The 25,705-nt window shown below is 61.4% G+C and carries 26 protein-coding genes; 23 read left to right on the top strand and 3 right to left on the bottom strand.

What is annotated here, in order from left to right; genetic code table 11:
• Window positions 1-12 precede the first annotated feature (12 nt).
• The 3 genes from FW796_RS23705 to FW796_RS23715 all read left to right on the top strand — a co-directional run bounded on the left by FW796_RS23705 (window position 13) and on the right by FW796_RS23715 (window position 2,477).
• Complete coding sequence (locus FW796_RS23705) at window positions 13-636, top strand: glutathione S-transferase family protein (protein ID WP_346631913.1); 624 nt, start codon at window positions 13-15, stop codon at window positions 634-636.
• Between the two features lie 132 nt (window positions 637-768).
• A complete protein-coding gene (locus FW796_RS23710; protein ID WP_346631912.1) occupies window positions 769-1,701 on the top strand; it encodes an ABC transporter ATP-binding protein in 933 nt (310 codons plus the stop codon).
• Window positions 1,698-2,477 carry an ABC transporter permease gene (locus tag FW796_RS23715; RefSeq protein ID WP_102863930.1) on the top strand — a complete coding sequence of 260 codons (780 nt, stop codon included), beginning with the start codon at window positions 1,698-1,700 and terminating at the stop codon, window positions 2,475-2,477. The genes FW796_RS23710 and FW796_RS23715 overlap by 4 nt, the downstream gene beginning before the upstream one ends.
• 53 nt (window positions 2,478-2,530) lie before the next feature.
• Here the strand turns inward: FW796_RS23715 and FW796_RS23720 are convergent, their stop codons facing one another.
• Window positions 2,531-3,046, bottom strand: coding sequence for a DUF2062 domain-containing protein (locus tag FW796_RS23720; RefSeq protein ID WP_346631911.1), 516 nt, complete (start codon window positions 3,044-3,046; stop codon window positions 2,531-2,533).
• A gap of 139 nt (window positions 3,047-3,185) precedes the next feature.
• Between FW796_RS23720 and FW796_RS23725 the strand changes: the two genes are divergently transcribed.
• The 12 genes from FW796_RS23725 to FW796_RS23780 all read left to right on the top strand — a co-directional run bounded on the left by FW796_RS23725 (window position 3,186) and on the right by FW796_RS23780 (window position 14,662).
• Window positions 3,186-5,417: a DNA internalization-related competence protein ComEC/Rec2 gene (locus FW796_RS23725; protein WP_446440152.1), complete on the top strand. Its 2,232-nt coding sequence runs from the start codon at window positions 3,186-3,188 to the stop codon at window positions 5,415-5,417.
• A gap of 102 nt (window positions 5,418-5,519) precedes the next feature.
• Complete coding sequence (locus FW796_RS23730) at window positions 5,520-6,155, top strand: MotA/TolQ/ExbB proton channel family protein (protein ID WP_025128684.1); 636 nt, start codon at window positions 5,520-5,522, stop codon at window positions 6,153-6,155.
• Entirely contained in the window at window positions 6,152-6,580 is a 429-nt protein-coding gene (locus tag FW796_RS23735) for an ExbD/TolR family protein (protein ID WP_346631909.1), read from the top strand. The genes FW796_RS23730 and FW796_RS23735 overlap by 4 nt, the downstream gene beginning before the upstream one ends.
• Window positions 6,580-7,590, top strand: coding sequence for a tetraacyldisaccharide 4'-kinase (gene lpxK, locus FW796_RS23740; protein ID WP_446440153.1), 1,011 nt, complete (start codon window positions 6,580-6,582; stop codon window positions 7,588-7,590). The genes FW796_RS23735 and lpxK overlap by 1 nt, the downstream gene beginning before the upstream one ends.
• A gap of 23 nt (window positions 7,591-7,613) precedes the next feature.
• Window positions 7,614-7,799: a Trm112 family protein gene (locus FW796_RS23745; protein ID WP_011060103.1), complete on the top strand. Its 186-nt coding sequence runs from the start codon at window positions 7,614-7,616 to the stop codon at window positions 7,797-7,799.
• Entirely contained in the window at window positions 7,796-8,560 is a 765-nt protein-coding gene (kdsB, locus tag FW796_RS23750) for a 3-deoxy-manno-octulosonate cytidylyltransferase (RefSeq protein WP_346631907.1), read from the top strand. The genes FW796_RS23745 and kdsB overlap by 4 nt, the downstream gene beginning before the upstream one ends.
• On the top strand, window positions 8,560-9,024 hold the full coding sequence (locus tag FW796_RS23755; RefSeq protein WP_123725733.1) for a low molecular weight protein-tyrosine-phosphatase: 465 nt from the start codon (window positions 8,560-8,562) through the stop codon (window positions 9,022-9,024). Before kdsB ends, FW796_RS23755 begins: the two co-directional genes overlap by 1 nt.
• Complete coding sequence (murB, locus tag FW796_RS23760; protein ID WP_446440154.1) at window positions 9,021-10,040, top strand: UDP-N-acetylmuramate dehydrogenase; 1,020 nt, start codon at window positions 9,021-9,023, stop codon at window positions 10,038-10,040. The genes FW796_RS23755 and murB overlap by 4 nt, the downstream gene beginning before the upstream one ends.
• A gap of 251 nt (window positions 10,041-10,291) precedes the next feature.
• Window positions 10,292-10,762: a (2Fe-2S)-binding protein gene (locus FW796_RS23765; protein ID WP_317072079.1), complete on the top strand. Its 471-nt coding sequence runs from the start codon at window positions 10,292-10,294 to the stop codon at window positions 10,760-10,762.
• Window positions 10,759-13,074, top strand: coding sequence for a molybdopterin cofactor-binding domain-containing protein (locus tag FW796_RS23770; RefSeq protein ID WP_446440155.1), 2,316 nt, complete (start codon window positions 10,759-10,761; stop codon window positions 13,072-13,074). Before FW796_RS23765 ends, FW796_RS23770 begins: the two co-directional genes overlap by 4 nt.
• Window positions 13,074-14,069, top strand: a complete 996-nt coding sequence (locus tag FW796_RS23775) for an XdhC family protein (RefSeq protein ID WP_446440156.1) — start codon at window positions 13,074-13,076, stop codon at window positions 14,067-14,069. Before FW796_RS23770 ends, FW796_RS23775 begins: the two co-directional genes overlap by 1 nt.
• Window positions 14,066-14,662, top strand: a complete 597-nt coding sequence (locus FW796_RS23780) for a nucleotidyltransferase family protein (protein ID WP_446440157.1) — start codon at window positions 14,066-14,068, stop codon at window positions 14,660-14,662. The genes FW796_RS23775 and FW796_RS23780 overlap by 4 nt, the downstream gene beginning before the upstream one ends.
• Before the next feature lie 62 nt (window positions 14,663-14,724).
• Here the strand turns inward: FW796_RS23780 and rne are convergent, their stop codons facing one another.
• Window positions 14,725-17,964, bottom strand: a complete 3,240-nt coding sequence (gene rne, locus FW796_RS23785) for a ribonuclease E (RefSeq protein ID WP_446440158.1) — start codon at window positions 17,962-17,964, stop codon at window positions 14,725-14,727.
• Between the two features lie 716 nt (window positions 17,965-18,680).
• Between rne and rluC the strand changes: the two genes are divergently transcribed.
• From rluC to sppA, 3 genes are read left to right on the top strand one after another with little or no spacing between them, the layout of a single operon-like run.
• The gene (rluC, locus tag FW796_RS23790) at window positions 18,681-19,637 is read left to right on the top strand and encodes a 23S rRNA pseudouridine(955/2504/2580) synthase RluC (RefSeq protein WP_016965316.1); all 957 of its coding nucleotides are present in this window, start codon (window positions 18,681-18,683) and stop codon (window positions 19,635-19,637) included.
• Window positions 19,627-20,289, top strand: coding sequence for an HAD-IA family hydrolase (locus FW796_RS23795; RefSeq protein ID WP_404938772.1), 663 nt, complete (start codon window positions 19,627-19,629; stop codon window positions 20,287-20,289). Before rluC ends, FW796_RS23795 begins: the two co-directional genes overlap by 11 nt.
• Window positions 20,290-20,310: 21 nt before the next feature.
• Window positions 20,311-21,300, top strand: coding sequence for a signal peptide peptidase SppA (gene sppA, locus FW796_RS23800; RefSeq protein WP_446440159.1), 990 nt, complete (start codon window positions 20,311-20,313; stop codon window positions 21,298-21,300).
• Window positions 21,301-21,351: 51 nt separating this feature from the next.
• On the opposite strand, the gene FW796_RS23805 is transcribed toward sppA, so the two are convergent.
• Window positions 21,352-21,930 (bottom strand): Maf family protein, encoded by a 579-nt coding sequence (locus FW796_RS23805; protein ID WP_446440160.1) that lies wholly within the window; start codon window positions 21,928-21,930, stop codon window positions 21,352-21,354.
• Window positions 21,931-22,035: 105 nt separating this feature from the next.
• Here FW796_RS23805 and FW796_RS23810 point away from each other — a divergent pair, with 105 nt between their 5' ends.
• From FW796_RS23810 to fabG, 5 genes are all read left to right on the top strand, one after another.
• Window positions 22,036-22,563, top strand: coding sequence for a YceD family protein (locus FW796_RS23810; protein ID WP_011060115.1), 528 nt, complete (start codon window positions 22,036-22,038; stop codon window positions 22,561-22,563).
• A gap of 13 nt (window positions 22,564-22,576) precedes the next feature.
• Window positions 22,577-22,759, top strand: a complete 183-nt coding sequence (rpmF, locus tag FW796_RS23815) for a 50S ribosomal protein L32 (protein ID WP_003179396.1) — start codon at window positions 22,577-22,579, stop codon at window positions 22,757-22,759.
• A 3-nt stretch (window positions 22,760-22,762) separates the two neighbouring features.
• Window positions 22,763-23,773, top strand: a complete 1,011-nt coding sequence (plsX, locus tag FW796_RS23820; protein ID WP_346631896.1) for a phosphate acyltransferase PlsX — start codon at window positions 22,763-22,765, stop codon at window positions 23,771-23,773.
• Between the two features lie 126 nt (window positions 23,774-23,899).
• Window positions 23,900-24,838: an ACP S-malonyltransferase gene (gene fabD / locus FW796_RS23825; protein ID WP_016968270.1), complete on the top strand. Its 939-nt coding sequence runs from the start codon at window positions 23,900-23,902 to the stop codon at window positions 24,836-24,838.
• Between the two features lie 16 nt (window positions 24,839-24,854).
• Window positions 24,855-25,595, top strand: coding sequence for a 3-oxoacyl-ACP reductase FabG (gene fabG, locus FW796_RS23830; protein ID WP_011060118.1), 741 nt, complete (start codon window positions 24,855-24,857; stop codon window positions 25,593-25,595).
• The last annotated feature ends 110 nt before the right edge of the window (window positions 25,596-25,705 follow it).

Here is a 25,705-nt window from a genome sequence, read left to right on the forward strand (position 1 = left end):
TGAGGGATGGTCATGCTGAAGATCTGGGGTCGCAAGAACTCGTCGAATGTCAGAAAGGCGCTGTGGTGTGCTGAAGAGCTGGGGCTGGCTTATGAGTCCCTGGATGCCGGCGGTGCCTTTGGCATAGTGGACACCCCGGAGTATCGGGCACTGAACCCCAATGGGCGCATCCCACTGATTGAAGACGATGGCTTTGTGCTCTGGGAGTCCAACACCATCGTGCGTTACCTGGCAGCCCGGCATGCCGCCAATAGCCACTGGTACCCGGCCGATGTGCAGGCCCGGGCCAGCGCCGAGAAGTGGATGGACTGGACCACCTCGACCTTCGCTGAACCGTTCCGGCATTTGTTCTGGGGCGTATTGCGCACCCCCGCAGCGCAGCAGGACTGGCAACAGATCAATGCCGCCAAGGCCACTTGCGCCGAGCTGCTGACCCGGGTCGATCAGGCGCTGGCTTTGCAGCCCTATCTGTCGGGAGAAGAAATCGGTGTGGGCGATATCCCGCTTGGCAGCTTTATCTATGCCTGGTTCGAGATGCCCATCGAGCGGCCGTCGATGCACCATCTTGAGGCCTGGTACCAGCGTTTGAAGCAGCGTCCGGCCTATCGTCAGGCGGTGATGACCGCGTTGACTTAATACCCACTATCGATACGGGTGACTGTACTTGCGTGGCCTCGACCCGCAACATGGCGAGCGCCTGGCGTCGTTGCAATCCAGCCAGGCCGCCCTTACTTATAAAATTCCCCCATCTTGGTGCATGAATCCGATATGAGTTCCGCTCTGTCCATCCGGCAGCTAACCAAAACCTACGGCAACGGTTTCCAGGCCCTGAGTGGTATCGATCTGGATGTCGCCGAAGGTGACTTTTTCGCCCTGCTTGGCCCTAACGGGGCCGGTAAATCCACCACCATCGGCATTCTTTCGACCCTGGTGAACAAGACCAGCGGCACCGTGAATGTCTTCGGTCACGATCTGGATCGTGAACCGGCGGCGCTCAAGCGCTGCATCGGTGTGGTGCCGCAGGAGTTCAACTTCAACCAGTTCGAGAAGACCTTCGACATCGTCGTCACCCAGGCCGGCTATTACGGCATTCCGGCGAAGATCGCCAAGGAGCGGGCCGAGCAGTACCTGACCCAGCTCGGCCTCTGGGACAAGCGCGATGTGCCGTCACGCTCCCTGTCCGGCGGCATGAAGCGCCGCTTGATGATTGCCCGGGCCCTGGTCCACGAGCCGCGCCTGCTGATCCTCGACGAACCCACTGCCGGGGTCGATATCGAGCTGCGCCGTTCGATGTGGAGCTTCCTCACCGAGCTCAATCAGAAAGGCATCACCATCATCCTCACCACCCATTACCTGGAAGAGGCTGAGCAGCTGTGCCGCAACATCGGCATCATCGATCACGGCACCATCGTCGAGAACACCAGCATGCGTCAGTTGCTGGGCCAGTTGCATGTGGAAACCTTCCTGCTCGACCTCAAGCACGATCTCAATGTGGCGCCGCAACTGGTGGGCTACCCGACTCGGCTGGTGGACAGCCACACCCTGGAAGTCCAGGTGGACAAGGCTGTGGGTATCACGGCGCTGTTCGGCCAACTGGCTCTGCAGAACATCGAGGTCTTGAGCCTGCGTAACAAAACCAACCGACTTGAGGAGTTGTTCGTGTCCTTGGTGGAGAAGAATTTGTCGAAGGTGGCGGTATGAGTTCGGAGTTGAAACCCAATCTGGTGGCGCTCAACACCATTGTCTATCGCGAGGTCCGACGCTTTACCCGGATCTGGCCGCAGACCCTGCTGCCGCCGGCCATTACCATGGTTCTGTACTTCGTCATCTTCGGTAACCTGATCGGTCGGCAGATCGGCGATATGGGTGGTTTCACCTATATGGAGTACATCGTGCCCGGGCTGATCATGATGTCGGTGATCACCAACTCCTACGGCAACGTGGTGTCGAGCTTCTTCGGCAGCAAGTTCCAGCGCTCCATCGAGGAATTGATGGTGTCGCCGGTATCGCCCCACACCATTCTCATCGGCTACACCCTGGGTGGGGTCCTGCGGGGCTTGATGGTGGGGATCATCGTGACCCTGTTGTCGCTGTTCTTCACCAAGCTGCAGGTGCATCACCTGGGCGTGACCGTGCTGGTGGTGGTGCTGACGGCGACTATCTTCTCGCTGCTGGGCTTTATCAACGCGGTGTTCGCGCGCAACTTCGACGATATCTCGATTATTCCGACCTTCGTGCTGACGCCCCTGACCTACCTGGGCGGAGTGTTCTACTCGATCAATCTGTTGCCGCCGTTCTGGCAGACCGTGTCCCTGGCCAACCCGGTGCTGCACATGGTCAACGCCTTCCGTTTCGGCATTCTCGGGGTTTCGGACATCAAGATCAGCGTGGCCATCACCTTCATGCTGGTAGCCACCGTGGTGCTCTATATCGGTTGTGCCCGACTGCTGGTCAGCGGGCGCGGCATGCGTCAGTAAACGCCGTGATGGTGTACTGAAAACGGCCTCCTTTGGGAGGCCGTTTTCGTTTGTCATCGCCGCTGTTGCTTGCGCCTGTGCCATTGGCGGCCGACCCACCAGCGCCAGTAGAGCATGGTCAGGCAATAGGCCAGCGCCCCCAGCACCAGTCCGGCCACCACCGAGCCGAGAAGGAAGGGTTGCCACAGGGTACTGAGCTGGCTGCTGATCCATTCCCAGGTCAGTTCGTCGGGCAGGGTGCGCGGCGGCACATTCATCAGCCAGGCGCCCAGTTGATAGGTACAGAAGAACACCGGCGGCATGGTGATGGGGTTGGTCAGCCAGACCAGGCTGACGCTGATGGGCATATTGCCCCGCAACCAGATGGCCAGCACTGCAGCCAGCAGCATCTGCATCGGGATCGGGATAAAGGCCGCGAACAGGCCTACAGCCATGGCTCGGGCTACCGAGTGACGATTGAGGTGCCAGAGGTTGGCGTCATGCAGCAGTGTGCCGAGAAAGCGTAAGGACTTGTGTTCCCGGATGCTGACCGGATCTGGCATGTAACGTTTGAATAAGTGCCGGGGCATAAGGCTTCTCGGTCAGGTCAGGCGACGATTATGACCGGATTCTAGTCGGCGAAAATTCAGACATTGTGACAAATGATAAAGCCGCACTTGCGATCCTCGGCTAAGCCAAGAGTAGGGACTGCCAAGGATGGGCTGACTGATGGCTATGGCGATGCTGGCGTTGGCCGCAGGGCTGCTGGCGCTGGGTTTCATGCCGGTGCTGCCGCCCGGCTGGTTGTTGCTGCTGATGGCGATAGGGGGGCTGATGTTGCTGCCTTTTCGTACACATCCGGTGGCATTTTTCTTGTTCGGCTTGGCCTGGGCCTGTGCATCCGGACAATGGGCGCTGGATGATCGCCTGCCTCAGTCTCTGGATGGGCAAACCCGTTGGCTGGAGGGGCGGGTGGTCGGCTTGCCGGAACCGGGAGCGGGCGTGGTGCGCTTTGAGCTCAAGGATGCCCAGTCTCGACGAGAACGCCTGCCACGGCGAATTCGCCTGGCCTGGCACGGTGGGCCGTCCGTCAATAGCGGCGAGCGCTGGCGCTTGGCGATCAAGCTGCGGCGGCCTGCGGGTCTGCTCAATCTTCACGGTTTCGATTACGAGGCCTGGCTATTGGCCCGGCGCATTGGGGCCACCGGCACGGTCAAGGACGGACAACTACTGGCGCCGGCTCGTCAGGCCTGGCGTGACGGTCTGCGCCAGCGTGTACTTGAGGTCGAGGCCCACGGCCGCGCCGCAGGCCTGGCGGCGTTGGTGATGGGCGACGGTTCGGGGCTGACGCGGGAAGATTGGCAACTGTTGCAGGACACCGGCACGGTGCACCTGATGGTGATATCCGGGCAGCACATCAGCCTGTTGGCTGGAGTGATCTACCTTGCAGTGGCAGGGCTGGCCCGTTACGGACTCTGGCCCGCGCGCTGGCCCTGGCTGCCATGGGCTTGTGCCCTGGCCTTTGGCGGTGCGCTGGGCTACGGCCTGCTGGCAGGGTTCGATGTGCCGGTGCAGAGGGCCTGCGTGATGGTGGCGCTGGTGCTGCTCTGGCGCTTGCGCTTTCGTCATCTGCGGGCTTGGTGGCCCTTGTTGCTGGCGTTGAATGCAGTGCTGTTGTTCGAGCCCCTGGCCAGCTTGCAGCCTGGGTTCTGGCTGTCCTTTGCGGCAGTGGCGGTACTCATCTTCACCTTTGCCGGGCGCCTGGGCACCTGGCGCTGGTGGCAGAGCTGGACCCGTGCCCAGTGGCTGATGGGTATCGGCCTGTTGCCGCCATTGCTGGCCCTTGGCTTGCCCATCAGTCTCAGTGGTCCGTTGGCCAATCTGCTGGCCGTGCCCTGGATCAGTCTGCTGGTCCTGCCCCCGGCGTTGCTGGGCTGTCTGTTGCTGCCTGTGCCTTATGTGGGCGAAGGCCTGTTATGGCTGGCGGGGGGCTTGCTGGATGGGTTGTTCCGGTTATTGGGGGCGATGGCCGGATTATGGCCAGCCTGGGTGGCGCCGTTGATACCCCTTTGGTTTTGGGGCATCAGCAGCTTGGGGGCGCTGTTGTTGCTGTTGCCCAAGGGCGTGCCAATGCGGGTGCTGGGTTGGCCGCTGTTGCTGCTGGCGGTCTGGCCTCCCCAGGACCCCGTGCCCGAGGGAGAGGTGGAGGTCTGGCAGTTGGATGTGGGGCAGGGGTTGTCGTTTATCCTGCGTACCCGTGATCACGCGATGTTGTATGACGCCGGTGCGCGAGTCGCGGATTTCGACCTGGGGGAGCGAGTGGTGCTGCCGACGCTGCGTAAGCTTGGCATTCAACGGCTGGACTTGATGCTGCTCAGCCATGCCGATAACGATCATGCCGGTGGCGCCCTGGCAGTCCAGCGCGGGCTACCGGTGAGCCAGGTGCGCAGTGGTGAGCCCGGGGCCTTGCCCGCCGCCCTGCAATCAGCCCCCTGTGATAGCGGACTGAGCTGGGGCTGGAATGGTGCACGCTTCACTCTTTGGCAGTGGGCGGCGGCTGCAGACGGCAACCAGGCTTCCTGTGTGCTGCTGGTCGAGGCCGGCGGCGAACGCCTGCTGCTCACCGGCGATATCGACGTCCATGCTGAGCGGGCCTTGCTCGACAGTCCGCTGGCGGTGCGCACTCATTGGTTGCAGGCGCCCCATCATGGCAGCCGTACCTCATCGTCCATGGCCTTGCTCCGGCGGCTGGCACCGAAGGCGGTGCTGATTTCCCGGGGGCGGGGCAATGCCTTTGGCCATCCTCACCCCCAGGTGGTGGCGCGCTACCGGCAACTGGGCGTGGCGATCCATGACAGTGCCGAGCAAGGCGCACTGAAGCTGCGACTGGGGGCTTTCGGGCAGCCTGAAAGCCTGCGGCAACAGCGGCGTTTCTGGCGCGACTCGCCAGCAATGCCTTAAATAACCGTGGGTTATTAAAGCCCCTGAGCATGCGACATCACGGTCTTCGGTGCGTCCAGCCCCTATGTTAGAGTGGCGCACTTTTTCGAGGGGACTGTCACTGTGTGGGAATTGGTCAAATCCGGCGGCTGGATGATGTTGCCGATCATTCTGAGTTCCATCGCGGCTGTGGGCATCATCGCCGAGCGTTTGTGGACCCTGCGGGCCAGCCGAGTCACCCCGCCCCATTTGTTGGGTCAGGTCTGGCGCTGGATCAAGGACAAGCAACTCAATAAGGAAAAACTCAAGGAGCTGCGTGCCGATTCGCCCCTGGGAGAGATTCTGGCGGCGGGCCTGGCCAATTCCAAGCATGGTCGCGAGATCATGAAGGAATGCATCGAGGAGGCCGCGGCCCGGGTCATTCACGAACTGGAACGCTACCTCAACGCCCTCGGCACCATCGCCGCGATGGCGCCCCTGCTGGGCCTGCTGGGCACGGTGCTGGGCATGATCGATATCTTCAGTTCGTTCATGGGGTCGGGGATGACCACCAACGCCGCAGTCCTTGCCGGTGGTATTTCCAAGGCACTGATCACCACGGCTGCAGGCTTGATGGTGGGTATTCCTTCGGTGTTCTTCCACCGTTTCCTGCAGCGCCGGGTCGATGAACTGGTGGTGGGCATGGAGCAGGAAGCGATCAAGCTGGTGGAAGTGATCCAGGGCGACCGCGATGTCGACCTGGCTGAGGGCAAAGCGTGAAATTCCGTCGCAAACCCCGGGAAACCGTGGACATCAACCTCGCGTCGTTGATCGATGTGGTGTTCATCCTGCTGCTGTTTTTCGTCGTCACCACCACCTTTACCCGGGAGACCCAACTGCGGGTCGATCTGCCGGAAGCGGTCAGCGGCTCGCCCGCCGAAGACCAGCAGGTCAAGCAGCTGGATATCGCCATCAGCGCCGATGGCGTGTTCTCGGTCAACAATCAGTTGCTGCCCAAGAATGACCTGGCGACCCTGATGGACGCCTTGCAGAAGGAGTCGGCGGGAGACACCAACCTGCCGCTGTCCATCAGTGCCGACGGCAAGACACAACATCAAGCGGTGATCACTGCCATGGACGCGGCCGGCAAGCTCGGTTTCAGCCATTTGCGCATGACCACCGTCGAGGCGGCGCCGGCACCCTGATGGCACTTTCCGATCGTCTGCTCGCCGCCTGGTACAACGGCCATCCCGCGCTGAAACTGCTGCAGCCCCTGGAATGGCTGTACCGCCGCGTGGTGGTGGGCAAGCGCCAGCGTTTCCTGGCAGGTGAGGGGGCTATCTATCAACCGCCGGTGCCCTTGATCGTGGTGGGCAACATCACCGTCGGTGGCACCGGCAAGACGCCGTTGATCCTGTGGTTGGTGGAGCACTGCCAGCGCCTGGGCCTGCGGGTCGGGGTGGTCAGTCGCGGCTATGGCGCCAAGCCGCCGCAATTGCCCTGGCGGGTGACTGCCGCTGACAGTGCCGGGGTGGCCGGCGACGAACCGCTGTTGATCGTGCAGCGCTGTGGCGTGCCCCTGATGATCGACCCGGATCGCAGCCGCGCGGTGCAGGCCTTGCTGGCTGCCGAACCGCTGGACCTGATTCTTTCCGACGATGGCCTGCAGCATTACCGCCTGGCCCGTGATCTGGAGCTGGTGCTGATCGACGCGGCCCGCGGCCTGGGCAATCGCCGCTGTTTGCCGGCCGGCCCCCTGCGCGAGCCGGTGGAGCGCCTGGAGAGTGTCGATGCACTGCTCTACAACGGCGCCTTTGATGATCGCGCCGACGGTTTTGCCTTCCACCTCAAGCCTTCGGCGCTGGTCAATCTGCAGAGCGGCGAGCGCCGCCCGGTGGAGCACTTCGCGCCAGGGCAGGCGGTGCACGCGGTGGCCGGTATCGGCAACCCCCAGCGTTTCTTCAATACCCTTGAAACGCTACACTGGCAGCCTGTCCCCCATGCATTTGCCGATCACGCCCAATACAGTGCGCAGGCCTTGGCCTTCACCCCGTCATTGCCGCTGGTCATGACCGAAAAAGATGCGGTCAAGTGCCGTGACTTTGCGGCTGCCGACTGGTGGTACCTGGCGGTGGACGCGGTGCCGTCCGCGGCCTTCATCGCCTGGTTCGATACCCAACTGATGCGTCTGCTGCCTGATCGTCTGTTGCCTTAATAGCTTTTATCCAGGGAATCCTCATGGACACCAAACTGCTCGACATCCTGGCCTGCCCGATCTGCAAAGGCCCTCTTAAACTCAGCGCCGACAAGACCGAGCTGATCAGCAAGGGCGCCGGCCTGGCCTATCCGATTCGCGATGGCATTCCGGTGATGCTGGAAAGCGAGGCCCGTACCCTGACCACCGAAGAGCGTCTGGACAAATGAGCAGCGCCTTCACCGTGGTCATCCCGGCGCGTTTCGCCTCCACCCGCCTGCCAGGCAAACCCCTGCAACTGATCGCCGGTAAGCCGATGATCCAGTGGGTCTGGGAGCAGGCCTGCAAGAGCAGCGCCGAGCGGGTGGTGGTGGCCACCGATGATCAGCGTATCGTCGAGGTCTGCCAGGGCTTTGGCGCGCAAGCGCTGCTGACTCGGGAAGATCACAACTCGGGTACCGATCGTTTGGCGGAAGTCGCGGGCAAGCTCGGCTTGGCGGCTGATGCCATTGTGGTCAACGTCCAGGGCGATGAGCCGCTGATTCCACCTTCGGTGATCGATCAGGTGGCGGCCAACCTGGCGGCCCATACCGAAGCGCGCATGGCCACCCTGGCCGAGCCGATCGAGGACGCAGAGACCCTGTTCAATCCGAACGTGGTCAAGGTGGTCACTGACCTCAACGGCCTGGCCCTGACCTTCAGTCGCGCCACCTTGCCGTGGGCCCGGGATGCCTTTGCCAAGTGTCGTGATCAGCTGCCGGAAGGCGTGCCTTATCGCCGGCACATCGGTATCTACGCCTACCGTGCGGGTTTTCTCCATGACTTCGTCAGCTGGGGTCCGTGCTGGCTGGAAAACACCGAGTCCCTGGAGCAGTTGCGTGCCCTGTGGCACGGCGTGCGCATCCACGTCGCCGATGCTCTGGAAGCGCCTCCCACCGGCGTCGATACCGCCGAAGACCTTGAGCGCGTTCGGCGCCTGCTGGAGGCTTGATGCGGGTTCTGTTTGTCTGCCTGGGCAATATCTGCCGCTCGCCCACCGCCGAAGGCGTGCTGCGCCGCAAATTGGATGAAGCCGGCCTGGGTCATCAGGTTCAGGTCGCGTCCGCCGGTACCAGCGACTGGCACGTCGGCAAGGCGCCGGACAAGCGCAGCCAGCAGGCGGCCTTGCGGCGCGGCTACGACCTTTCTGCGCAACGGGCGCAGCAGGTCGGCAGCGCCGATTTCGCCGTGTATGACCTGATTTTCGCCATGGACCAGAGCAACCTGCGCAACCTCAAGGCCTTGCAGCCGGCCCGGGGCAAAGCCGAGCTGGACCTATTCCTGCGCCGCTACGAGGCGCCGCTGGATGAAGTGCCGGACCCGTATTACGACGGTGAGCAGGGCTTCGAGCAGGTACTGGACCTGATCGAGGATGCCTGTGACCGGTTGGTGATCGAATTGAAGGGGCGGTTATGAGCCTGGACATTCAATCCGATGTGTCCCTCAAGCCGTTCAACAGTTTCGGGGTCGAGGTCAGGGCGCAATGGTTCGCCCAGGCCCACAGTGATGACGACGTGCGCGACGCCCTGGCCTATTGCGCCGATCAGCAGTTGCCACTGCTGGTGATTGGCGGTGGCAGCAACCTGCTGCTGACTGCGGATATCCGGGCACTGGTGCTGCGCATGGCCACCCGTGGCATTCGCTTGCTCAGCGATGATGGGCAGCGGGTGGTGGTGGAAGCCGAGGCCGGCGAAACCTGGCATCCCTTTGTGCAGTGGACTCTGGAGCAGGGCTTGTCCGGGCTGGAGAACCTCAGCCTGATCCCCGGCACCGTCGGCGCCGCGCCAATGCAGAACATCGGTGCCTATGGTGTCGAGATCAAGGACGTGTTCGTCGGTCTCACCGCCCTGGACCGGCAGACCGGCGAGCTGCGGGACTTCGATCTGGCCCAGTGCCAGTTCGCCTACCGCGACAGCCTGTTCAAGCATCAGGCCGGTCGCTGGCTGATTCTGCGGGTGCGTTTTGCCCTCAATCGTGTCGATCACCTGCATCTGGAATACGGTCCGGTGCGTCAGCGCCTGAGTGAACAGGGCATCGAACAGCCGACCGCCAGGGATGTCAGCCGGGCGATTTGCAGTATCCGCAGCGAGAAACTTCCCGACCCGGCGGTGCTTGGCAATGCCGGCAGCTTCTTCAAGAACCCGGTGGTATCGGCGATGTTGGCGGCGCAGATCAAGCAGTCGCATCCGGGGCTGGTGGGTTATCCCCAGGCCGATGGGCAAGTGAAGTTGGCGGCCGGCTGGCTGATCGAGCAGGCGGGCTGGAAAGGCTTTCGCGATGCCGATGCCGGCGTTCATCGCCTGCAATCCCTGGTGCTGGTGAACTACGGTACGGCCACAGGCTTGCAGCTGTTGGAGTTGGCCCGGCGCATCCAGCGCGATATTGCCGAGCGCTTCGGTGTCGAGCTGGAGATGGAGCCGAATCTGTATTGAGGCCGCTCTTGAACTAAGCTCAGCGCTTGAGTCCAAAGCCTTGCACGGTTGACACCCTGCAAGGCTTTTTTATGCATGACGACTTAACTTAGCTTGCTAACAATGTGAGTATTTGTCGTCCCCAAAGGCCTGGTGAAGCCCCGTCTTCACAAGAGAGCCCGATTAGCCTGAGCCGATCTGCGCGTATTGCAGCCGCGCTGCTGCGTGGCAGATGGCTCGACCCCATCACCTCATAGAATGCGGGCGTGCCCATGATTACCCTGAAGCTCAACGGTCAAGATCATCCACTGGACGTCACCGAGGACATGCCGCTGTTGTGGGCCATCCGCGATGTGGCGGGTTACAGCGGTACCAAATTCGGCTGCGGCATGGGCCTGTGCGGCGCCTGCACCGTTCATATCGACGGTGATCCGGCGCGCAGTTGCATTACTCCGGCCGGCTCGGTGCTGGGCAAGAACATCAGCACCATCGATAACCTGCACAACGATCCGATCGGGCAGGTGGTACAGCAGGCCTGGCTGGATACAGCGGTGGCCCAGTGCGGTTACTGCCAGGGCGGACAGATCATGTCCGCCACTGCATTGCTCAAGACCCATCCCAATCCCAGCGACGAGCAGATCGAGGAGGCGATGCTCGGCAATATCTGTCGCTGCGGTACCTATAACCGGATCAAGACCGCAATTCGCCAGGCCGCCAACCATCTGCAGGAGGCCAAGGCATGAACCACCTACCCAGTGATTTTGCCCTGAGCAACCTCAGCCGCCGGAGCTTTCTCAAGGGCGTGAGCGCCACCGGGGCCCTGGTGCTGGCTGCCAGCTGGGGTTGGCAGGAGGCGTTTGCCGAAGACAATAAGTTCGGTGCCGATGGCATGCCTCATGGCTGGGTCGATGATCCCAAGGTCTATGTGAGTATCGCCAGCGATGGCAGTGTGACGGTGATCTGCAACCGTTCGGAGATGGGCCAGGGTGTGCGTACCAGCCTGAGCATGGTGGTGGCTGACGAGCTGGATGCCGATTGGGCTCAGGTCAAGGTCAAGCAGGCGCCAGGGGACGAGGCACGCTTTGGCAACCAGGACACCGACGGTTCGCGCAGCATGCGCCATTGGTACGAGCCCATGCGTCGTTGCGGCGCCGCCGCGCGGACCATGCTGGAACAGGCCGCCGCCGAGCAATGGCAAGTACCGTTGACCGAGTGCCGGGCGCAGTTGCACAAAGTGGTTCACCAACCCAGCGGGCGCGAGCTGGGCTATGGCGCTCTGGCCGCAGCGGCGGGGGCCTTGGCTGTGCCGGCCCGGGACAGCCTGCGGCTGAAGCAGGCGTCGGAGTTTCGCTATATCGGTAAAGAGGCGACCCGCGCCATCGACGGCCAGGACATCGTCAATGGCCGCGCGGTGTACGGCGCCGACGTGCACTTCGAAGGCATGCTGTTCGCGGCGGTGGCGCGGCCCCCGGTCTATGGCGGCAAGGTCAAGTCCGTGGATGACAGTGCTGCCCTGAAGGTGCCTGGGGTGATCAAGGTCATGCCTATCGATGGCCGTCCGTTGCCCTCCGAGTTCCAGCCCCTGGGCGGTGTGGCGGTGGTGGCGAGCAACACCTGGGCGGCGATCAAGGGCCGCGATGCCTTGAAGATCGAGTGGGACGACGGAGTCAATGCCGGGTACAACTCCATCGAATATCGCAAGGAGTTGGAGGCGGCGGCGCAAAAGCCGGGCAAGGTGGTGCGCAGCACCGGCAACCTCGATGAAGCCCTGAGTGGTGCGCAGAGCAGCCTGGAAGCCACCTATTACCTGCCGCACTTGGCCCAGGCACCCATGGAGCCGATGGTGGCCGTGGCGCGCTTCATGGATGGCCGGTGCGAAGCCTGGGCGCCGAGTCAGGCACCACAGGTCACCCGCGAGCGGATTGCCGAGCGATTGGGAATCGGCTTTGACCAAGTCACGGTCAACGTCACCCTGCTGGGCGGCGGCTTCGGACGCAAATCCAAGCCGGACTTCATTCTTGAAGCGGCCATTCTGGCCAAGGCGTTTCCCGGCAAGGCGGTGCGGGTGCAATGGACCCGGGAAGACGATATTCACCACTCCTACTTCCATACGGTGTCGGCGGAGTACCTCAAGGCCGGGCTGAACGAGGACGGCATGCCCGCCGCCTGGCTGCATCGCACCGTGGCACCGAGCATTACCGCGTTGTTCGCCCCGGGGATGAACCATGAAGGCGCCTTCGAGCTGGGCATGGGTTTCACCAACATGGCCTATGCAATCCCCAATGTACGTCTGGAGAACCCTGAGGCCGCAGCCCATACCCGGGTCGGCTGGTACCGTTCGGTGTCGAATATTCCCCACGGCTTTGCCATTCAGAGTTTTATCGACGAACTGGCCCATAAGGCCGGCCAGGACCCGCTGAAGTACCAGCTGAAACTCTTGGGGCCGGATCGTCAGATCGATCCGCGAACCTTGAGCGAAGAGTGGAATTACGGCGAGTCCCCCGAGCGTTATCCCATCGATACCGGGCGCCTGCGTGGCGTGTTGGAAGCGGCGGCCAAGGCCGCCGGTTGGGGGCGTTCGTTGCCCAAGGGGCGCGGTCTGGGGTTGGCAGTGCACTACAGCTTCGTGACCTATGTGGCAGCGGTGATCGAAGTGGAGGTGAAGGAGGATGGCACGCTGATCGTGCACAAGGCCGACATCGCCGTGGATTGCGGTCCGCAGATCAACCCTGAGCGCATTCGTTCACAGTTCGAAGGGGCATGTGTCATGGGCCTGGGCAATGCGGTGTTGGGGGAGATCAGCTTCAAGGACGGCAAGGTGCAGCAGGACAACTTCCATATGTATGAGGTAGCACGCATGTCCCTGGCGCCGAAAGAGGTGCAGGTGCATTTGCTGACTCCGCCGGGTGAGGTGCCGCTGGGGGGCGTTGGTGAGCCGGGTGTACCGCCCATTGCGCCGGCCCTGTGCAATGCCATCTTCGCCGCTACCGGCAAGCGCATCCGCAATTTGCCCGTGCGCTACCAGCTGCAGGGTTGGCAGCAGGCGGGTGCCTGATGGACAGCGTCGACCTGAACGTTCTGCGCAGTGTTCTGGAGTGGCGCCGCGCCGGGCGCACGGTGGTGCTCTTTAGCGTGGTCCAGACCTGGGGCAGTGCGCCCCGGCTACCGGGGGCCATGTTGGCCTTGCGCGACGATGGGGTGGTGATTGGCTCGGTGTCCGGCGGTTGTATCGAGGATGACTTGATCACGCGCCTGGCGGATGGACGCTTGTCCCTGTCCGGGCCGCCGGTGCAGTTGCTGACCTATGGCGTAACTCTGGAGGAGGCGGCGCGCTTTGGCCTGCCTTGTGGCGGTACCTTGCGCCTGACCGAGGAGCGGGTCGGCGATCCGTCCTGGGTCGCCGAGTTGCTGGCGCGCTGCGAAGCGCACCAGATCGTGGCTCGGGAGTTGAACCTGAGCAGTGGGCAGGTGCTGCTCAAGGCCGCGAGCAAGACGGATGAACTGGCGTTCGACGGGCTCACTTTGCGGGCGATCTATGGGCCGCGCTGGCGTCTGTTGTTGATCGGTGCCGGGCAGCTTTCCCGCTATGTGGCACAAATGGCTCGTCTGCTGGACTTCGAGGTGCTGGTCTGTGATCCGCGCCAGGAGTTCGTGCAGGGCTGGGAGGATCAGGATGGACGCTTTGTCGCGGGCATGCCTGACGATGCGGTGCTGAGTATCGAGCCTGATGAGCGCACGGCGGTGGTGGCCCTGACCCACGATCCGCGTCTGGATGATATGGCCCTGCTGACGGCGCTCGACTCCCCGGCGTTTTATGTCGGAGCGCTGGGTTCCCGGATCAACAGCCAGAAACGGCGGGACAATCTGGCGCTCTTGGGGCTGTCGGCGCGGGCCATCGAGCGTTTGCATGGCCCGGTGGGGCTGCACATTGGCAGTCATACGCCGTCAGAGATTGCCTTGTCGCTGATGGCGGAGATCGTGGCGATCAAGAATGGTGTCGAGCCCCTGCAGAAGAAGCCGTTGGCCCGCGCAACCGAGGCGACCACATGACTCCTCTGCCTTGCGCCATCATCCTGGCGGCGGGGCAGGGCAGTCGTTATCGACAGGCGGCAGGGCGCGATCAGGATAAGTTGCTGGCACCTTGTAGAGGTCGCGATGGCGTAATGCGGCCGGTGCTGGAGCAGGTGTTGGTCAACCTGCCGGTGGAAATGCTTCGGCGGGTGTTGGTCACGACGCCGGGACGGCCGCAGGTGGCGGCGCTGGCGCGGGCATATGGCTGCCAGGTGCTGTTGCTGGATTCCCTTGGCATGGGCCAGAGTCTGGCGGCGGCGGTGGCTGCCAGTGCTGATGCCGGTGGTTGGCTGATTTTGCTGGGAGATATGCCCTTTATCTTGCCTTCCAGCGTAACGCGGGTGATCGAGGGGTTGACCGAGGAGGGCGTCAGCGTGCCTCGGCGGGGTGACGATCTGGGGCATCCGGTGGGGTTTGGTCGGGCTTATGGCGCCGCATTGCAAGGCTTGTCCGGCGATCGTGGCGCCAGGTGCCTGTTCGCCCCGGGCAAGGTGGTCGAAGTGTCAGTGAACGACCCGGGAGTGCTATGGGATGTGGATCGACCCGAGGCGCTGGTCTATCGGGATCGCTGAATGGTAGGCATGAAAAAGCCCCGCTCGGTTAACCGGGCGGGGCTTTTTCATTGCCGATGGAATCAGACGAGAGGTTTAGGCTCGTGCTGTTTTTCCTCGACGTGGGCTACGTGCTCAACGGCGTGTTCGACGTTGTGCTGAGCCTCTTCCACGGCTGGGGCAGCGTGCTCGATCGCAGGTTCGGCGACTGGTGCAGGTGCTGCTTCGGTTGCTTCGACAGGCGCTGGAGCGGCCTCGACGACCACTGGCGCTTCTACCGGAGCAGGCTCGGCAGCGACCACGGCTTCAACCGGGGCAGCAGCGGCGGCCAGTTCGGCTTCCTTCTGCAGGCGCTCGGCTTCACGCTTGCGACGACGCACTTCACGCGGATCGTTTGGTGCACGACCGTTGCTGGTCAGGGCGCTGGCAGGAGCAGCCTCGATCACTGGAGCAGGTGTTTCGGCAACCACGGGGGCGGCAACCGGAGCAGGCTCTTCAGCCTGGGCTGGCTGCTGGGCAACCACTGGCTGCTCGACAGCTACAGGTTCGGTTGCAGGCGCTGGAGCTTCCTGAGCCGGCTCGATGGCTTTCTCTTCAGCCGCTGGCGCTTGGGCTACAGGTTCTGCAACAGGTTGCTCGGCAACCACTGGCTGTGCTTCCACAACCACGGCAGGTTCTGCAGCGACTTCAACCTGGGCTGGTTCTGCAACAACCGGGGCCACTTCGGCTACAGGAGCAACTTCAACCGCTGGAGCTACTGGAGCTTCCACTGCAGTGGTCGCCTCAACCGAAGGTGCTTCTGGAGTCTTTTCTTCAACCGCGGCCGTAGCGCGTTCAGCCTGCTGATGAGCTTCGGCTTCAGCGTTGGCGCTGATGGCGGTGCTGGCAACAGCGGCGGTAACCGCGAGGCCGGCAGCCAGATCGGCGCTGCTTGGCTCTTCGCCATTCTCTTCCGAGCCTTCGATCACATTGCCGTTGGCATCGCGCTGACGTTCACGACGGTTGCTGCGACGACGCTGGCCGCGGGAGCGACGACGTGGACGTTCGCCTTCGGCGTTGTCCTGGCCTTCTTCCTGCAGTTGCTCTTCGTTCGGCAGCACTTCTTCTTCGCTGGCGGCAGCGGCCTGAGCCTGCTCGGCACGTGGTTGACGCTCTTCACGCGGTTGACGTGGCTGGCGCTCTTCACGTGGCTGGCGAGCTGGACGCTCCTCAGTCACTACAGCGGCGGTAGCGGCGGCTGCAGCCGGAGCGGCATCCAGAGGCTCACGCAGTTCGCGAACACGTTCTTCACGTTCGCCACGTGGCTTGCGGTCCTCGCGAGGGGCGCGTGGTTGACGTTCTTCACGAGGGGCGCGTGGAGCGCGTTCTTCGCGGGCTACGCCTTGTACTTCTTCACGGGCTTCACGAACTTCTCGCGGCTGACGCTCTTCCCGCGGTGCGCGTTCTTCACGTGGAGCACGTTCTTCGCGCGGCTTGCGTTCTTCATCGCGGCGACCGTTGCGGTTGCGGCTCTGTTGGCGGCCATTGCGACGTTGCTCTTCGTTGCTGCGTGCAGGACGTTCGGTCACTGGCTTCTCGACCACAACCGGAGCCGCTGGCTCTTCCTTGGTGGCGAACAGGCTGACCAGGGACTTCACCAGGCCTTTGAACAGGCTTGGCTCGGCAACAACCGGGGCTGGAGCGGCAACCGGGGCAGGGGCTTCGGTTGGCACTGGTGCGTTGGCGCGGGCCGGAGCGGTCTTCACCGCGGCTTCCTGGCGAACCAGGGTGCGGGTGGCGGCGGTTGGCTGAACTTCTTCGGCTTCGGCAGCAGCAGCAGCGATTTCGTAGCTGGACTGGTTGGTGTTGGCTTCCGGGCTGTCATCGCGCAGACGCTGTACTTCGAAGTGCGGCGTTTCGAGGTGATCGTTCGGCAGAATGACGATGCGGGCACGGGTACGCAGTTCGATCTTGGTGATCGAGTTGCGTTTTTCGTTGAGCAGGAAGGCTGCGACCGGAATCGGCACTTGGGCGCGAACTTCGGCGGTACGGTCTTTCAGGGCTTCTTCTTCGATCAGGCGCAGGATCGCCAGGGACAACGACTCGACGTCACGGATGATGCCGGTGCCGTTGCAACGCGGGCAGACGATGCCACTGCTTTCACCCAGGGATGGGCGCAGGCGCTGACGGGACATTTCCAGCAGGCCGAAGCGCGAGATGCGACCGATCTGCACGCGGGCGCGGTCGGCTTCCAGGCATTCGCGGACTTTCTCTTCCACGGCGCGCTGGTTCTTGGCCGGGGTCATGTCGATGAAGTCGATGACGATCAGGCCGCCGATGTCACGCAGGCGCAACTGGCGAGCGATTTCTTCCGCTGCTTCCAGGTTGGTCTGCAGGGCGGTTTCTTCGATGTCGCTGCCTTTGGTGGCGCGGGCCGAGTTGATGTCGATGGACACCAGGGCTTCGGTTGGGTCAATGACGATGGAGCCGCCGGAAGGCAGTTCAACGACGCGCTGGAAGGCGGTCTCGATCTGGCTTTCGATCTGGAAACGGTTGAACAGCGGAACGCTGTCTTCGTACAGCTTGATCTTGCTGGCGTACTGCGGCATCACCTGGCGGATGAAGGTCAGGGCTTCGTCCTGGGCTTCAACGCTGTCGATCAGCACTTCGCCGATGTCCTGGCGCAGGTAGTCGCGGATCGCGCGGATGATCACGTTGCTTTCCTGGTAGATCAGGAATGGCGCGGAGCGATCCAGCGACGCTTCTTTGATGGCGGTCCAGAGTTGCAGCAGGTAGTCGAGGTCCCACTGCATTTCTTCGCTGCTGCGGCCCAGGCCGGCAGTGCGCACGATCAGACCCATGTCGGCAGGAGCTACCAGGCCGTTCAGCGCTTCACGCAGTTCGTTGCGCTCTTCGCCTTCGATGCGACGGGAGATGCCACCGGCACGCGGGTTGTTCGGCATCAGCACCAAGTAGCGACCGGCCAGGCTGATGAAGGTGGTCAGGGCAGCGCCCTTGTTGCCACGCTCTTCTTTTTCGACCTGGACGATGACTTCCTGGCCTTCGCTCAGGACGTCTTTGATGTTGACGCGGCCTTCAGGGGCTTTCTTGAAGTATTCGCGGGAGATTTCTTTGAGGGGCAGGAAGCCGTGGCGCTCAGAGCCGAAATCGACAAAGGCAGCCTCAAGGCTTGGTTCGATACGAGTGATGCGGCCTTTATAGATGTTGGCCTTTTTCTGCTCGCGTGCACCGGACTCGATGTCCAGGTCGTAGAGGCGCTGGCCGTCTACCAGGGCAACACGCAACTCTTCGGGTTGAGTTGCGTTAATCAGCATTCTTTTCATGTAGTACCGTCGGTTTCCGGGCTGCCGGAAACGGCGTTCGGCACACACGACTTCTCACGGTCGGTGTCAGGTGCGTCAGGAGTGGTTGACCACTCGAGTGTCTAGCGAGGTTCGTCCGAATAACTAAGAACGAAGTCGCGACTCACGCGTCCTGCTTGCTGTGGTGACTAAGGCACCGCTTAAGCAAAAGTCTGTCAGGAGGAGGAATCAACCGGCGACTGTGGACGAGATGAAGCGTCTTGAATAAAGCCTAATGCTACACAGTCCGACGGTTGTGCATCTCCACCCTACACGTATCCCTGATAATTCGGGTGCTGCCGCGCGCAGAATCCGCAGCGGGTTGGCATTTACCGTGAACTCCGAAAGGGGAGGTCACGCATCATGGCTAAAGGCGTTGTTTCCGTAACCTTCGCTCGGGGTCGTCTGTCGCCGACTGCACTTTGTGAACTGGCCGTTAATCGCTGCGTATAAAGGCGAGTGATAACTCTGCTTTCTACGGGTTTCAGGCCTCATGTCACCTGCGCTTGTTACAACGTCAAACTCTTCCGGTATGTAGCGAGAGCTGCGTAGGACGGCCTTGCGTCCTTATGAATTGCGTTGGTCAGGGCCGGCTAGTTGCCGCTGTTCCGCTGTCCAGCCGCTTTTGGCGGCGTTCGCGACTATAGCAGCAATCATTAAGTGCTTCAAATCCATAAAAAATTGTTATCATTCGCGCCATGACGACTACTGCCCCCTCGACTCCAGGCGTTCAATTGCTTGAGGTCTCGCCGGAATATGCCGGCCAACGAATTGATAACTTCCTTCTTGCTCGGCTCAAAGGCGTGCCCAAGACCTTGATTTATCGCATTTTGCGCAAAGGCGAAGTGCGAGTGAACAAGGGGCGGATCAAGCCCGAATACAAGCTGCAGGCGGGCGATGTGGTGCGCGTGCCGCCGGTGCGCGTGCCTGAGCGCGACGAGCCGGTGCCGCTGGCGCAAGGTCTGCTGCAGCGTCTTGAGGCCTCAATCGTTTTCGAAGACAAGGCCCTGATTGTGATCAACAAGCCCGCAGGCATTGCTGTGCATGGCGGTAGTGGCCTGAACTTCGGGGTGATCGAAGCCTTTCGTCAGTTGCGTCCGGACGCCAAGGAGCTGGAGCTGGTGCATCGCCTCGACCGTGATACCTCTGGCCTGTTGATGATCGCGAAAAAGCGCAGCATGTTGCGCCACCTGCATGCCGCCTTGCGGGGGGATGGTGTGGATAAGCGCTATATGGCGCTGGTTCGTGGGCACTGGGCTACCGCTCTGAAACAGGTACGAGCGCCGTTGCTTAAGAGCAATCTGCGCTCAGGCGAGCGCATGGTGGAAGTGAACGAAGAGGGCAAGGAGGCCTTGACGGTGTTCAAGGTGCTGCGCCGCTTCGGTGAGTTCGCCACCATGGTTGAGGCCAAGCCGGTCACCGGGCGTACGCATCAGATTCGCGTGCACACCCTGCACGCCGGGCACTGCATCGCCGGCGACAGCAAGTACGGCGACGATGATTTCACGCGTGAGATTCGCGAGTTGGGCGGCAAACGCCTGTTTCTCCATGCCTATATGTTGACGGTGCCGCTGCCGGACGGTGGTGAGCTGAAGTTGCAGGCCCCGGTGGACGAAATGTGGGCCAAAACCGTGGAGCGCTTGAGTGCACCCTGATTATCAGCTGCTGATCTTCGATTGGGACGGCACTCTGGCTGATTCCATTGGTCGGATTGTTGAGTCGATGCACGTGTCTGCCGATCGATCCGGTTTTCCTCGGCGTGATGACTTTGCCGTCAAGGGCATCATCGGGCTTGGTTTGCCGGAGGCGATTCGTACCTTGTATCCGGATATCGACGACGGCCAGTTGGTAGCCTTTCGTCAGCATTATGCGGATCACTACATAGCGCTTGAGGCTGAGCCTTCACCGTTGTTTGCCGGAGTGGTGTCGTCTCTCGAGGCCTTTCGGGCTGAGGGGTATCGGTTGGCGGTCGCTACGGGCAAGGCGCGTCGGGGCTTGGACCGGGTGTTGAGAGCTCATGGTTGGGAAGAGTATTTCGATATCACCCGGGCTGCCGATGAGACTGCCAGCAAGCCCCATCCCTTGATGCTGGAGGAAATTCTTGCTCATTGCGGTGTCGGGCCTCGGCAAGCGTTGATGGTTGGGGATTCGTCCTTTGATCTGTTGATGGCGCGTAATGCGGGCATGGATTCGGTGGCTGTGAGCTACGGTGCTCAGTCCATTGAGGCTTTGCAGGCATTTGAACCGCGCCTGTCCATCGACCGTTTTCCTGAGTTGCACGCCTGGCTCAGCCAGGGTGCCGATTAAGTTTTCGCTGGGGTAGCAAGCATGACTGATGAATGGAAGGCGCCAAGCAAGGCCGGCGCTGAAGGTGGTGACGATAAGAGTTGGAAGTTGTTGGAAAAGACCCTCTTGGCCGGCGTTCAGGAGCAGCGTCGTTCGCGGCGTTGGGGGATTTTCTTCAAGTTGCTGACCTTTGTGTACCTGTTTGTTGCGCTGGCGCTGTTTACTCCGTTGATGACCATGGAAAAGAACGCCACTCGTGGCGGCAGCTACACCGCTGTGATCGATGTCACGGGGGTGATTGCCGACAAGGAGTCTGCAAGTGCGGACAATATTGTCGGTAGCTTGCGCACGGCCTTTGATGATCCCAAGGTCAAGGGCATTGTTTTGCGTATCAACAGTCCTGGCGGCAGTCCGGTGCAGTCTGGCTATGTTTATGACGAGATTCGCCGTTTGCGGGCTCTGCACAAGGACACCAAGGTTTATGCGGTGATTTCCGATCTTGGTGCTTCCGGTGCTTATTACATTGCCAGTGCTGCTGATCAGATCTATGCCGACAAGGCGAGTCTGGTGGGCTCCATTGGGGTGACGGCTGCCGGTTACGGTTTTGTCGGCACCATGGAGAAGCTGGGGGTCGAGCGCCGTACCTACACCTCGGGTGAGCACAAGTCGTTCCTTGATCCGTTCCAGCCGCAAAAGCCAGAAGAGACCCAGTTCTGGCAAGGCGTGCTGGACACAACTCATCGTCAGTTCATCGCCAGCGTCAAGCAGGGGCGTGGCGAGCGTCTCAAGGATAAGGAGCATCCTGAGCTGTTCTCAGGGTTGGTCTGGTCTGGCGAGCAGGCATTGCAGCTGGGTTTGATCGACGGTCTGGGCAACACCAGTTCGGTCGCGCGGGATGTGATCGGTGAGAAGGAGGTGGTGGATTTTACTGTTCAGGAATCGCCTTTTGATCGTTTCTCGAAGAAACTTGGTGCCAGCGTTGCTGAACAGATCGCCATGTGGATGGGCTTTCAGGGGCCAACCCTGCGTTGACTCCGGGGTAAGTAAAAAAGCCGGCCGCAGTGCCGGCTTTTTAGTGCCTGCTCAGGGTACTTCCACGCCTTCGACCAGTAGCATGTCCACCAGGCGGATCAGGGGCAGGCCTATGAGGCTGGTGGCGTCGCTGCCGGCAGTGCTCTGGAACAGGCTGACTCCCAAGCCTTCGGCCTTGAAGCTGCCGGCGCAGTCGAAGGGTTGCTCTGTGTGCAGGTAGCGTTCTATGCGGGCGCTGTCGAGGGTGCGCATGTTGACGGTAAAGGGGATGTAGTCCACCTGGCATTGGCCGGTCTGGCTGTTGAGCAGGGCCAGGCCGGTCAGGAAGGTCACGCTCGCGCCACTGGCGTCCAGCAGCTGCTGGCGGGCCTTGTCGAAGGTGTGAGGCTTGCCGATGATGCGCTCCCCTAGTACCGCTACCTGGTCCGAGCCGATGATTAGGTGTGCCGGGTGAGTGGTTGCGAGGGCGCGAGCCTTTTCCTCCGCCAGGCGTTTCACCAGCTCTATGGCGGGCTCGCCGGGGCGGTGGCTTTCGTCAATATCAGGAGAGCTGCAGGTGAAGGGGAGTTGCAGGCGAGACAGCAATTCCCGGCGGTACACCGAGCTCGAAGCGAGTAATAAAGGCAGCATGCGCATCTCCTGGGGTGGGGCTGGAATTCTAGCGGGGCTCGCAAGTGACGGACAGGGCTGAATTTCCTTTGACATGGCCGGGGGCATCCCTATAATGCTGCGCCTATGTTGAATGACCCGATTCCACCTCACGTTGACCCGCGCAAATTGGCTGACCGTGGCACCACCCTTCAAGGTGAACTGCTGCTGGCCGATTTGGAGAGACTCTGCGACCCGCTTTCCGACAATGTCGGTACGGTGCAGGCTAAATTCGTTTTCGAGCGTGACGAGCGTAAAGCTGTGGTTATTCACAGCTCCATCGACGTCGAAGTCAAAATGGTTTGCCAGCGTTGTCTTGAGCTGGTCACCCTGCCGATCCACAGCGAGTGCAGTTATGCCGTGGTGAAGGAGGGTGCGAATACCCAGTCGTTGCCGAAAGGTTATGACGTGCTGGAACTGGGCGAAGATCCTTTGGATCTGCAGGCGTTGGTCGAGGAAGAGCTTTTGCTTGCCTTGCCCATCGTGCCTGCTCATCATCCGGAAGAATGCCAGCAGCCGGCGGGGCTCGATGAGCCCGAACCGAGCGAGGACGAGGTAACGCGGTCCAACCCGTTCAGTGTATTGGCGCAGTTAAAGCGTGACCCAAACGTTTAGGAGTTAATCAATTATGGCTGTTCAGCAGAACAAAAAATCCCGCTCTGCCCGTGACATGCGTCGTTCCCACGATGCTCTCGAGGCTAGCACCCTGTCCGTAGAAAAGACCACCGGTGAAGTTCACCTGCGTCACCACGTATCGCCAGAAGGCGTATACCGTGGTCGTAAAGTGATCGATAAGGGCGCTGACGAGTAATCCTTGTCCGCTCAAGTCATCGCGATTGACGCAATGGGCGGGGACTTCGGTCCCCGCAGCATTGTTCAGGCCAGTATTGCTTGCCTTTCTGCTACCCCCTCGCTGCACCTGACCCTGGTCGGTCAACCCTCCCTTCTTGAAGAGCTGCTCTCCGGTCATTCGGCTGTGGATCGCGCGCGCCTGACGATTACTCCGGCAAGCGAAGTGATCACCATGGATGAGAAGCCTGCTCAGGCATTGCGTGGCAAGCCTGATTCGTCGATGCGGGTGGCTCTTGAGCTATTGCGGGATGAAAAGGTCCAGGCCTGTGTCAGTGCTGGTAATACCGGGGCGCTGATGGCTCTGTCGCGTTACGTACTCAAGACCCTGCCCGGCATCGATCGTCCGGCGATGGTGGCTGCCATCCCCACTCAGCGCGGCTATTGCCAGTTGCTGGATCTGGGGGCCAATGTCGATTGCAGTGCCGAGCACCTGTTGCAGTTCGCCATCATGGGGTCGGTTGCGGCGCAAAGCCTGGGCATCGTCCGGCCACGGGTTGCCTTGCTGAACATCGGTACCGAAGACATCAAGGGCAACCAGCAGGTCAAGCTGGCGGCGAGCCTGCTGCAGCAGGCTCGTGGCTTGAACTATATAGGTTTTGTCGAAGGTGACGGGTTGTATCGGGGTGAGGCGGATGTAGTGGTGTGCGACGGGTTCGTCGGCAATATCTTGCTCAAGTCCAGCGAGGGCCTGGCCACCATGATTGCCTCCCGTATCGAGGCGCTGTTCAAGCGGAATCTGTTGTCTCGGGCTGTAGGGGTGCTGGCCTTGCCTTTGATGCGGCGGCTGCAGGCGGACCTGGCGCCTGCTCGGCACAACGGCGCTAGCTTCCTCGGGCTGCAGGGGATTGTGGTGAAAAGCCACGGTTCGGCAGGGGTTCAGGGTTTTCAGAGTGCGATTCAGCGTGCGCTGATTGAAATCCAGGAAGACTTGCCGCGACGCCTGCATGGGCGTCTTGAAGACTTGTTGCTTTAGGCGTTTTACCTGTGGAGTGCTTAAATGTGACCGCTCAGTTCAATTGGCCATCCAACTGTCAGTTTCTTGCGTCCACTGCGGTGTGACGTCAATTCTCCGACGACAAGATCATTAGGGGCTTGTTACATGTCTGCATCCCTCGCATTCGTCTTTCCAGGACAGGGCTCGCAGTCCCTCGGCATGTTGGCCGAGCTGGGCGCGCAGTACCCGCTGATCCTCGACACGTTCAAAGAAGCCTCCGATGCTCTGGGCTACGACCTCTGGGCTCTGACCCAGCAAGGTCCCGAAGAGCTGCTCAATCAGACCGACAAGACTCAACCGGCCATCCTCACTGCCTCCATCGCCCTGTGGCGCGTATGGCTGGCTGAGGGCGGTGCGCGTCCGGCCTTCGTCGCGGGTCACAGCCTCGGTGAATACAGTGCCCTGGTAGCCGCCGGTAGCCTGACCCTGGCCGAAGCGGTCAAGCTGGTGGAGCGCCGTGGTCAGTTGATGCAGGAAGCCGTGCCTGCGGGGCAGGGCGGCATGGCTGCGATTCTTGGCCTGGACGACGCCGACGTAGTTGCCGCTTGTGCTGAAGCGGCACAAGGCGAAGTCGTCAGCGCGGTGAACTATAACTCCCCGGGCCAGGTGGTCATCGCCGGTGCCAAGGCTGCGGTGGATCGTGCCATTGAGGGCTGCAAGGCTCGTGGTGCCAAGCGTGCCATGCCATTGCCGGTCAGCGTGCCATCCCATTGCGAACTGATGCGCCCTGCGGCTGAGCGTTTCGCTGAATCGATTGCTGCGATCAACTGGCAGGCTCCGCAGATTCCGCTGGTGCAGAATGTCAGCGCCGCTGTAGCGGCCGATCTGGACACCCTCAAGCGCGACCTGCTGGAGCAGTTGTACAAGCCAGTGCGCTGGGTCGAGTCGGTGCAGACCCTCGCGGCCCAAGGCGCTACCCAATTGGTCGAGTGCGGTCCGGGCAAGGTCCTTGCCGGTCTCAACAAGCGCTGCGCTGAAGGCGTATCGACCTCTAACCTGAATACCCCAGATGCTTTCGCTGCCGCTCGTGCAGCGTTGGCCTGAACTAGGAGAAGCTTGCATGAGTCTGCAAGGTAAAGTTGCACTGGTGACCGGCGCCAGCCGTGGGATCGGCCAGGCCATCGCGCTTGAGCTGGGGCGTATGGGCGCCACTGTAGTGGGTACTGCCACTTCCGCTTCGGGGGCCGAGCGCATCGCCGCCACCCTCAAGGAAAACGGCATTCAAGGCACTGGTCTTGAGCTCAATGTCACCAGCGACGAGTCCGTGGCTGCGGTCCTGGCCAGCATCACCGAGCAGTTCGGTGCGCCAGCGATTCTGGTGAACAATGCCGGTATCACTCGCGACAACCTGATGATGCGCATGAAAGATGACGAGTGGTATGACGTGGTCGATACCAACTTGAACAGTCTGTATCGCCTGTCCAAGGGCGTTCTGCGTGGCATGACCAAGGCTCGTTGGGGTCGAATTATCAGTATTGGCTCGGTTGTGGGTGCCATGGGCAACGCAGGCCAAGTAAACTACGCCGCCGCCAAAGCCGGTCTGGAAGGTTTCAGCCGTGCCCTGGCGCGTGAAGTGGGTTCGCGGTCGATCACTGTAAACTCGGTTGCTCCAGGTTTTATCGATACCGATATGACCCGCGAGCTACCGGAAGCACAGCGTGAAGCCCTGCTGACGCAAATTCCGCTGGGTCGTCTGGGTCAGGCTCAAGAGATCGCGCAAGTGGTCGCTTTTCTGGCATCCGACGGTGCGGCATACGTTACTGGGGCTACAATCCCGGTCAACGGCGGGATGTATATGTGAGTCAAATGTGACGGATTGCTTCAAAAAAATGTCATACGAGCTGTCTAAAATCCGTTATAAAGCTGCAATCAATTTATAGGCAGATGGCCAAAGGGTTTGAGGGATGAAGC

The sequence above is a fragment of the Pseudomonas sp. 910_21 genome, from assembly GCF_052850735.1.

What these genes read in the sequence shown, in the direction of transcription:
- FW796_RS23705 (WP_346631913.1), top strand. Translation starts at nt 13, where the DNA reads ATGCTGAAGATCTGGGGTCGCAAGAACTCGTCGAATGTCAGAAAGGCG.
- FW796_RS23710 (WP_346631912.1), top strand. Translation starts at nt 769, where the DNA reads ATGAGTTCCGCTCTGTCCATCCGGCAGCTAACCAAAACCTACGGCAAC.
- FW796_RS23715 (WP_102863930.1), top strand. Translation starts at nt 1,698, where the DNA reads ATGAGTTCGGAGTTGAAACCCAATCTGGTGGCGCTCAACACCATTGTC.
- FW796_RS23720 (WP_346631911.1), bottom strand. Translation starts at nt 3,046, where the DNA reads ATGCCCCGGCACTTATTCAAACGTTACATGCCAGATCCGGTCAGCATC.
- FW796_RS23725 (WP_446440152.1), top strand. Translation starts at nt 3,186, where the DNA reads ATGGCTATGGCGATGCTGGCGTTGGCCGCAGGGCTGCTGGCGCTGGGT.
- lpxK (WP_446440153.1), top strand. Translation starts at nt 6,580, where the DNA reads ATGGCACTTTCCGATCGTCTGCTCGCCGCCTGGTACAACGGCCATCCC.
- FW796_RS23745 (WP_011060103.1), top strand. Translation starts at nt 7,614, where the DNA reads ATGGACACCAAACTGCTCGACATCCTGGCCTGCCCGATCTGCAAAGGC.
- kdsB (WP_346631907.1), top strand. Translation starts at nt 7,796, where the DNA reads ATGAGCAGCGCCTTCACCGTGGTCATCCCGGCGCGTTTCGCCTCCACC.
- FW796_RS23755 (WP_123725733.1), top strand. Translation starts at nt 8,560, where the DNA reads ATGCGGGTTCTGTTTGTCTGCCTGGGCAATATCTGCCGCTCGCCCACC.
- murB (WP_446440154.1), top strand. Translation starts at nt 9,021, where the DNA reads ATGAGCCTGGACATTCAATCCGATGTGTCCCTCAAGCCGTTCAACAGT.
- FW796_RS23765 (WP_317072079.1), top strand. Translation starts at nt 10,292, where the DNA reads ATGATTACCCTGAAGCTCAACGGTCAAGATCATCCACTGGACGTCACC.
- FW796_RS23770 (WP_446440155.1), top strand. Translation starts at nt 10,759, where the DNA reads ATGAACCACCTACCCAGTGATTTTGCCCTGAGCAACCTCAGCCGCCGG.
- FW796_RS23775 (WP_446440156.1), top strand. Translation starts at nt 13,074, where the DNA reads ATGGACAGCGTCGACCTGAACGTTCTGCGCAGTGTTCTGGAGTGGCGC.
- FW796_RS23780 (WP_446440157.1), top strand. Translation starts at nt 14,066, where the DNA reads ATGACTCCTCTGCCTTGCGCCATCATCCTGGCGGCGGGGCAGGGCAGT.
- rne (WP_446440158.1), bottom strand. Translation starts at nt 17,964, where the DNA reads ATGAAAAGAATGCTGATTAACGCAACTCAACCCGAAGAGTTGCGTGTT.
- rluC (WP_016965316.1), top strand. Translation starts at nt 18,681, where the DNA reads ATGACGACTACTGCCCCCTCGACTCCAGGCGTTCAATTGCTTGAGGTC.
- sppA (WP_446440159.1), top strand. Translation starts at nt 20,311, where the DNA reads ATGACTGATGAATGGAAGGCGCCAAGCAAGGCCGGCGCTGAAGGTGGT.
- FW796_RS23805 (WP_446440160.1), bottom strand. Translation starts at nt 21,930, where the DNA reads ATGCTGCCTTTATTACTCGCTTCGAGCTCGGTGTACCGCCGGGAATTG.
- FW796_RS23810 (WP_011060115.1), top strand. Translation starts at nt 22,036, where the DNA reads ATGTTGAATGACCCGATTCCACCTCACGTTGACCCGCGCAAATTGGCT.
- rpmF (WP_003179396.1), top strand. Translation starts at nt 22,577, where the DNA reads ATGGCTGTTCAGCAGAACAAAAAATCCCGCTCTGCCCGTGACATGCGT.
- fabD (WP_016968270.1), top strand. Translation starts at nt 23,900, where the DNA reads ATGTCTGCATCCCTCGCATTCGTCTTTCCAGGACAGGGCTCGCAGTCC.
- fabG (WP_011060118.1), top strand. Translation starts at nt 24,855, where the DNA reads ATGAGTCTGCAAGGTAAAGTTGCACTGGTGACCGGCGCCAGCCGTGGG.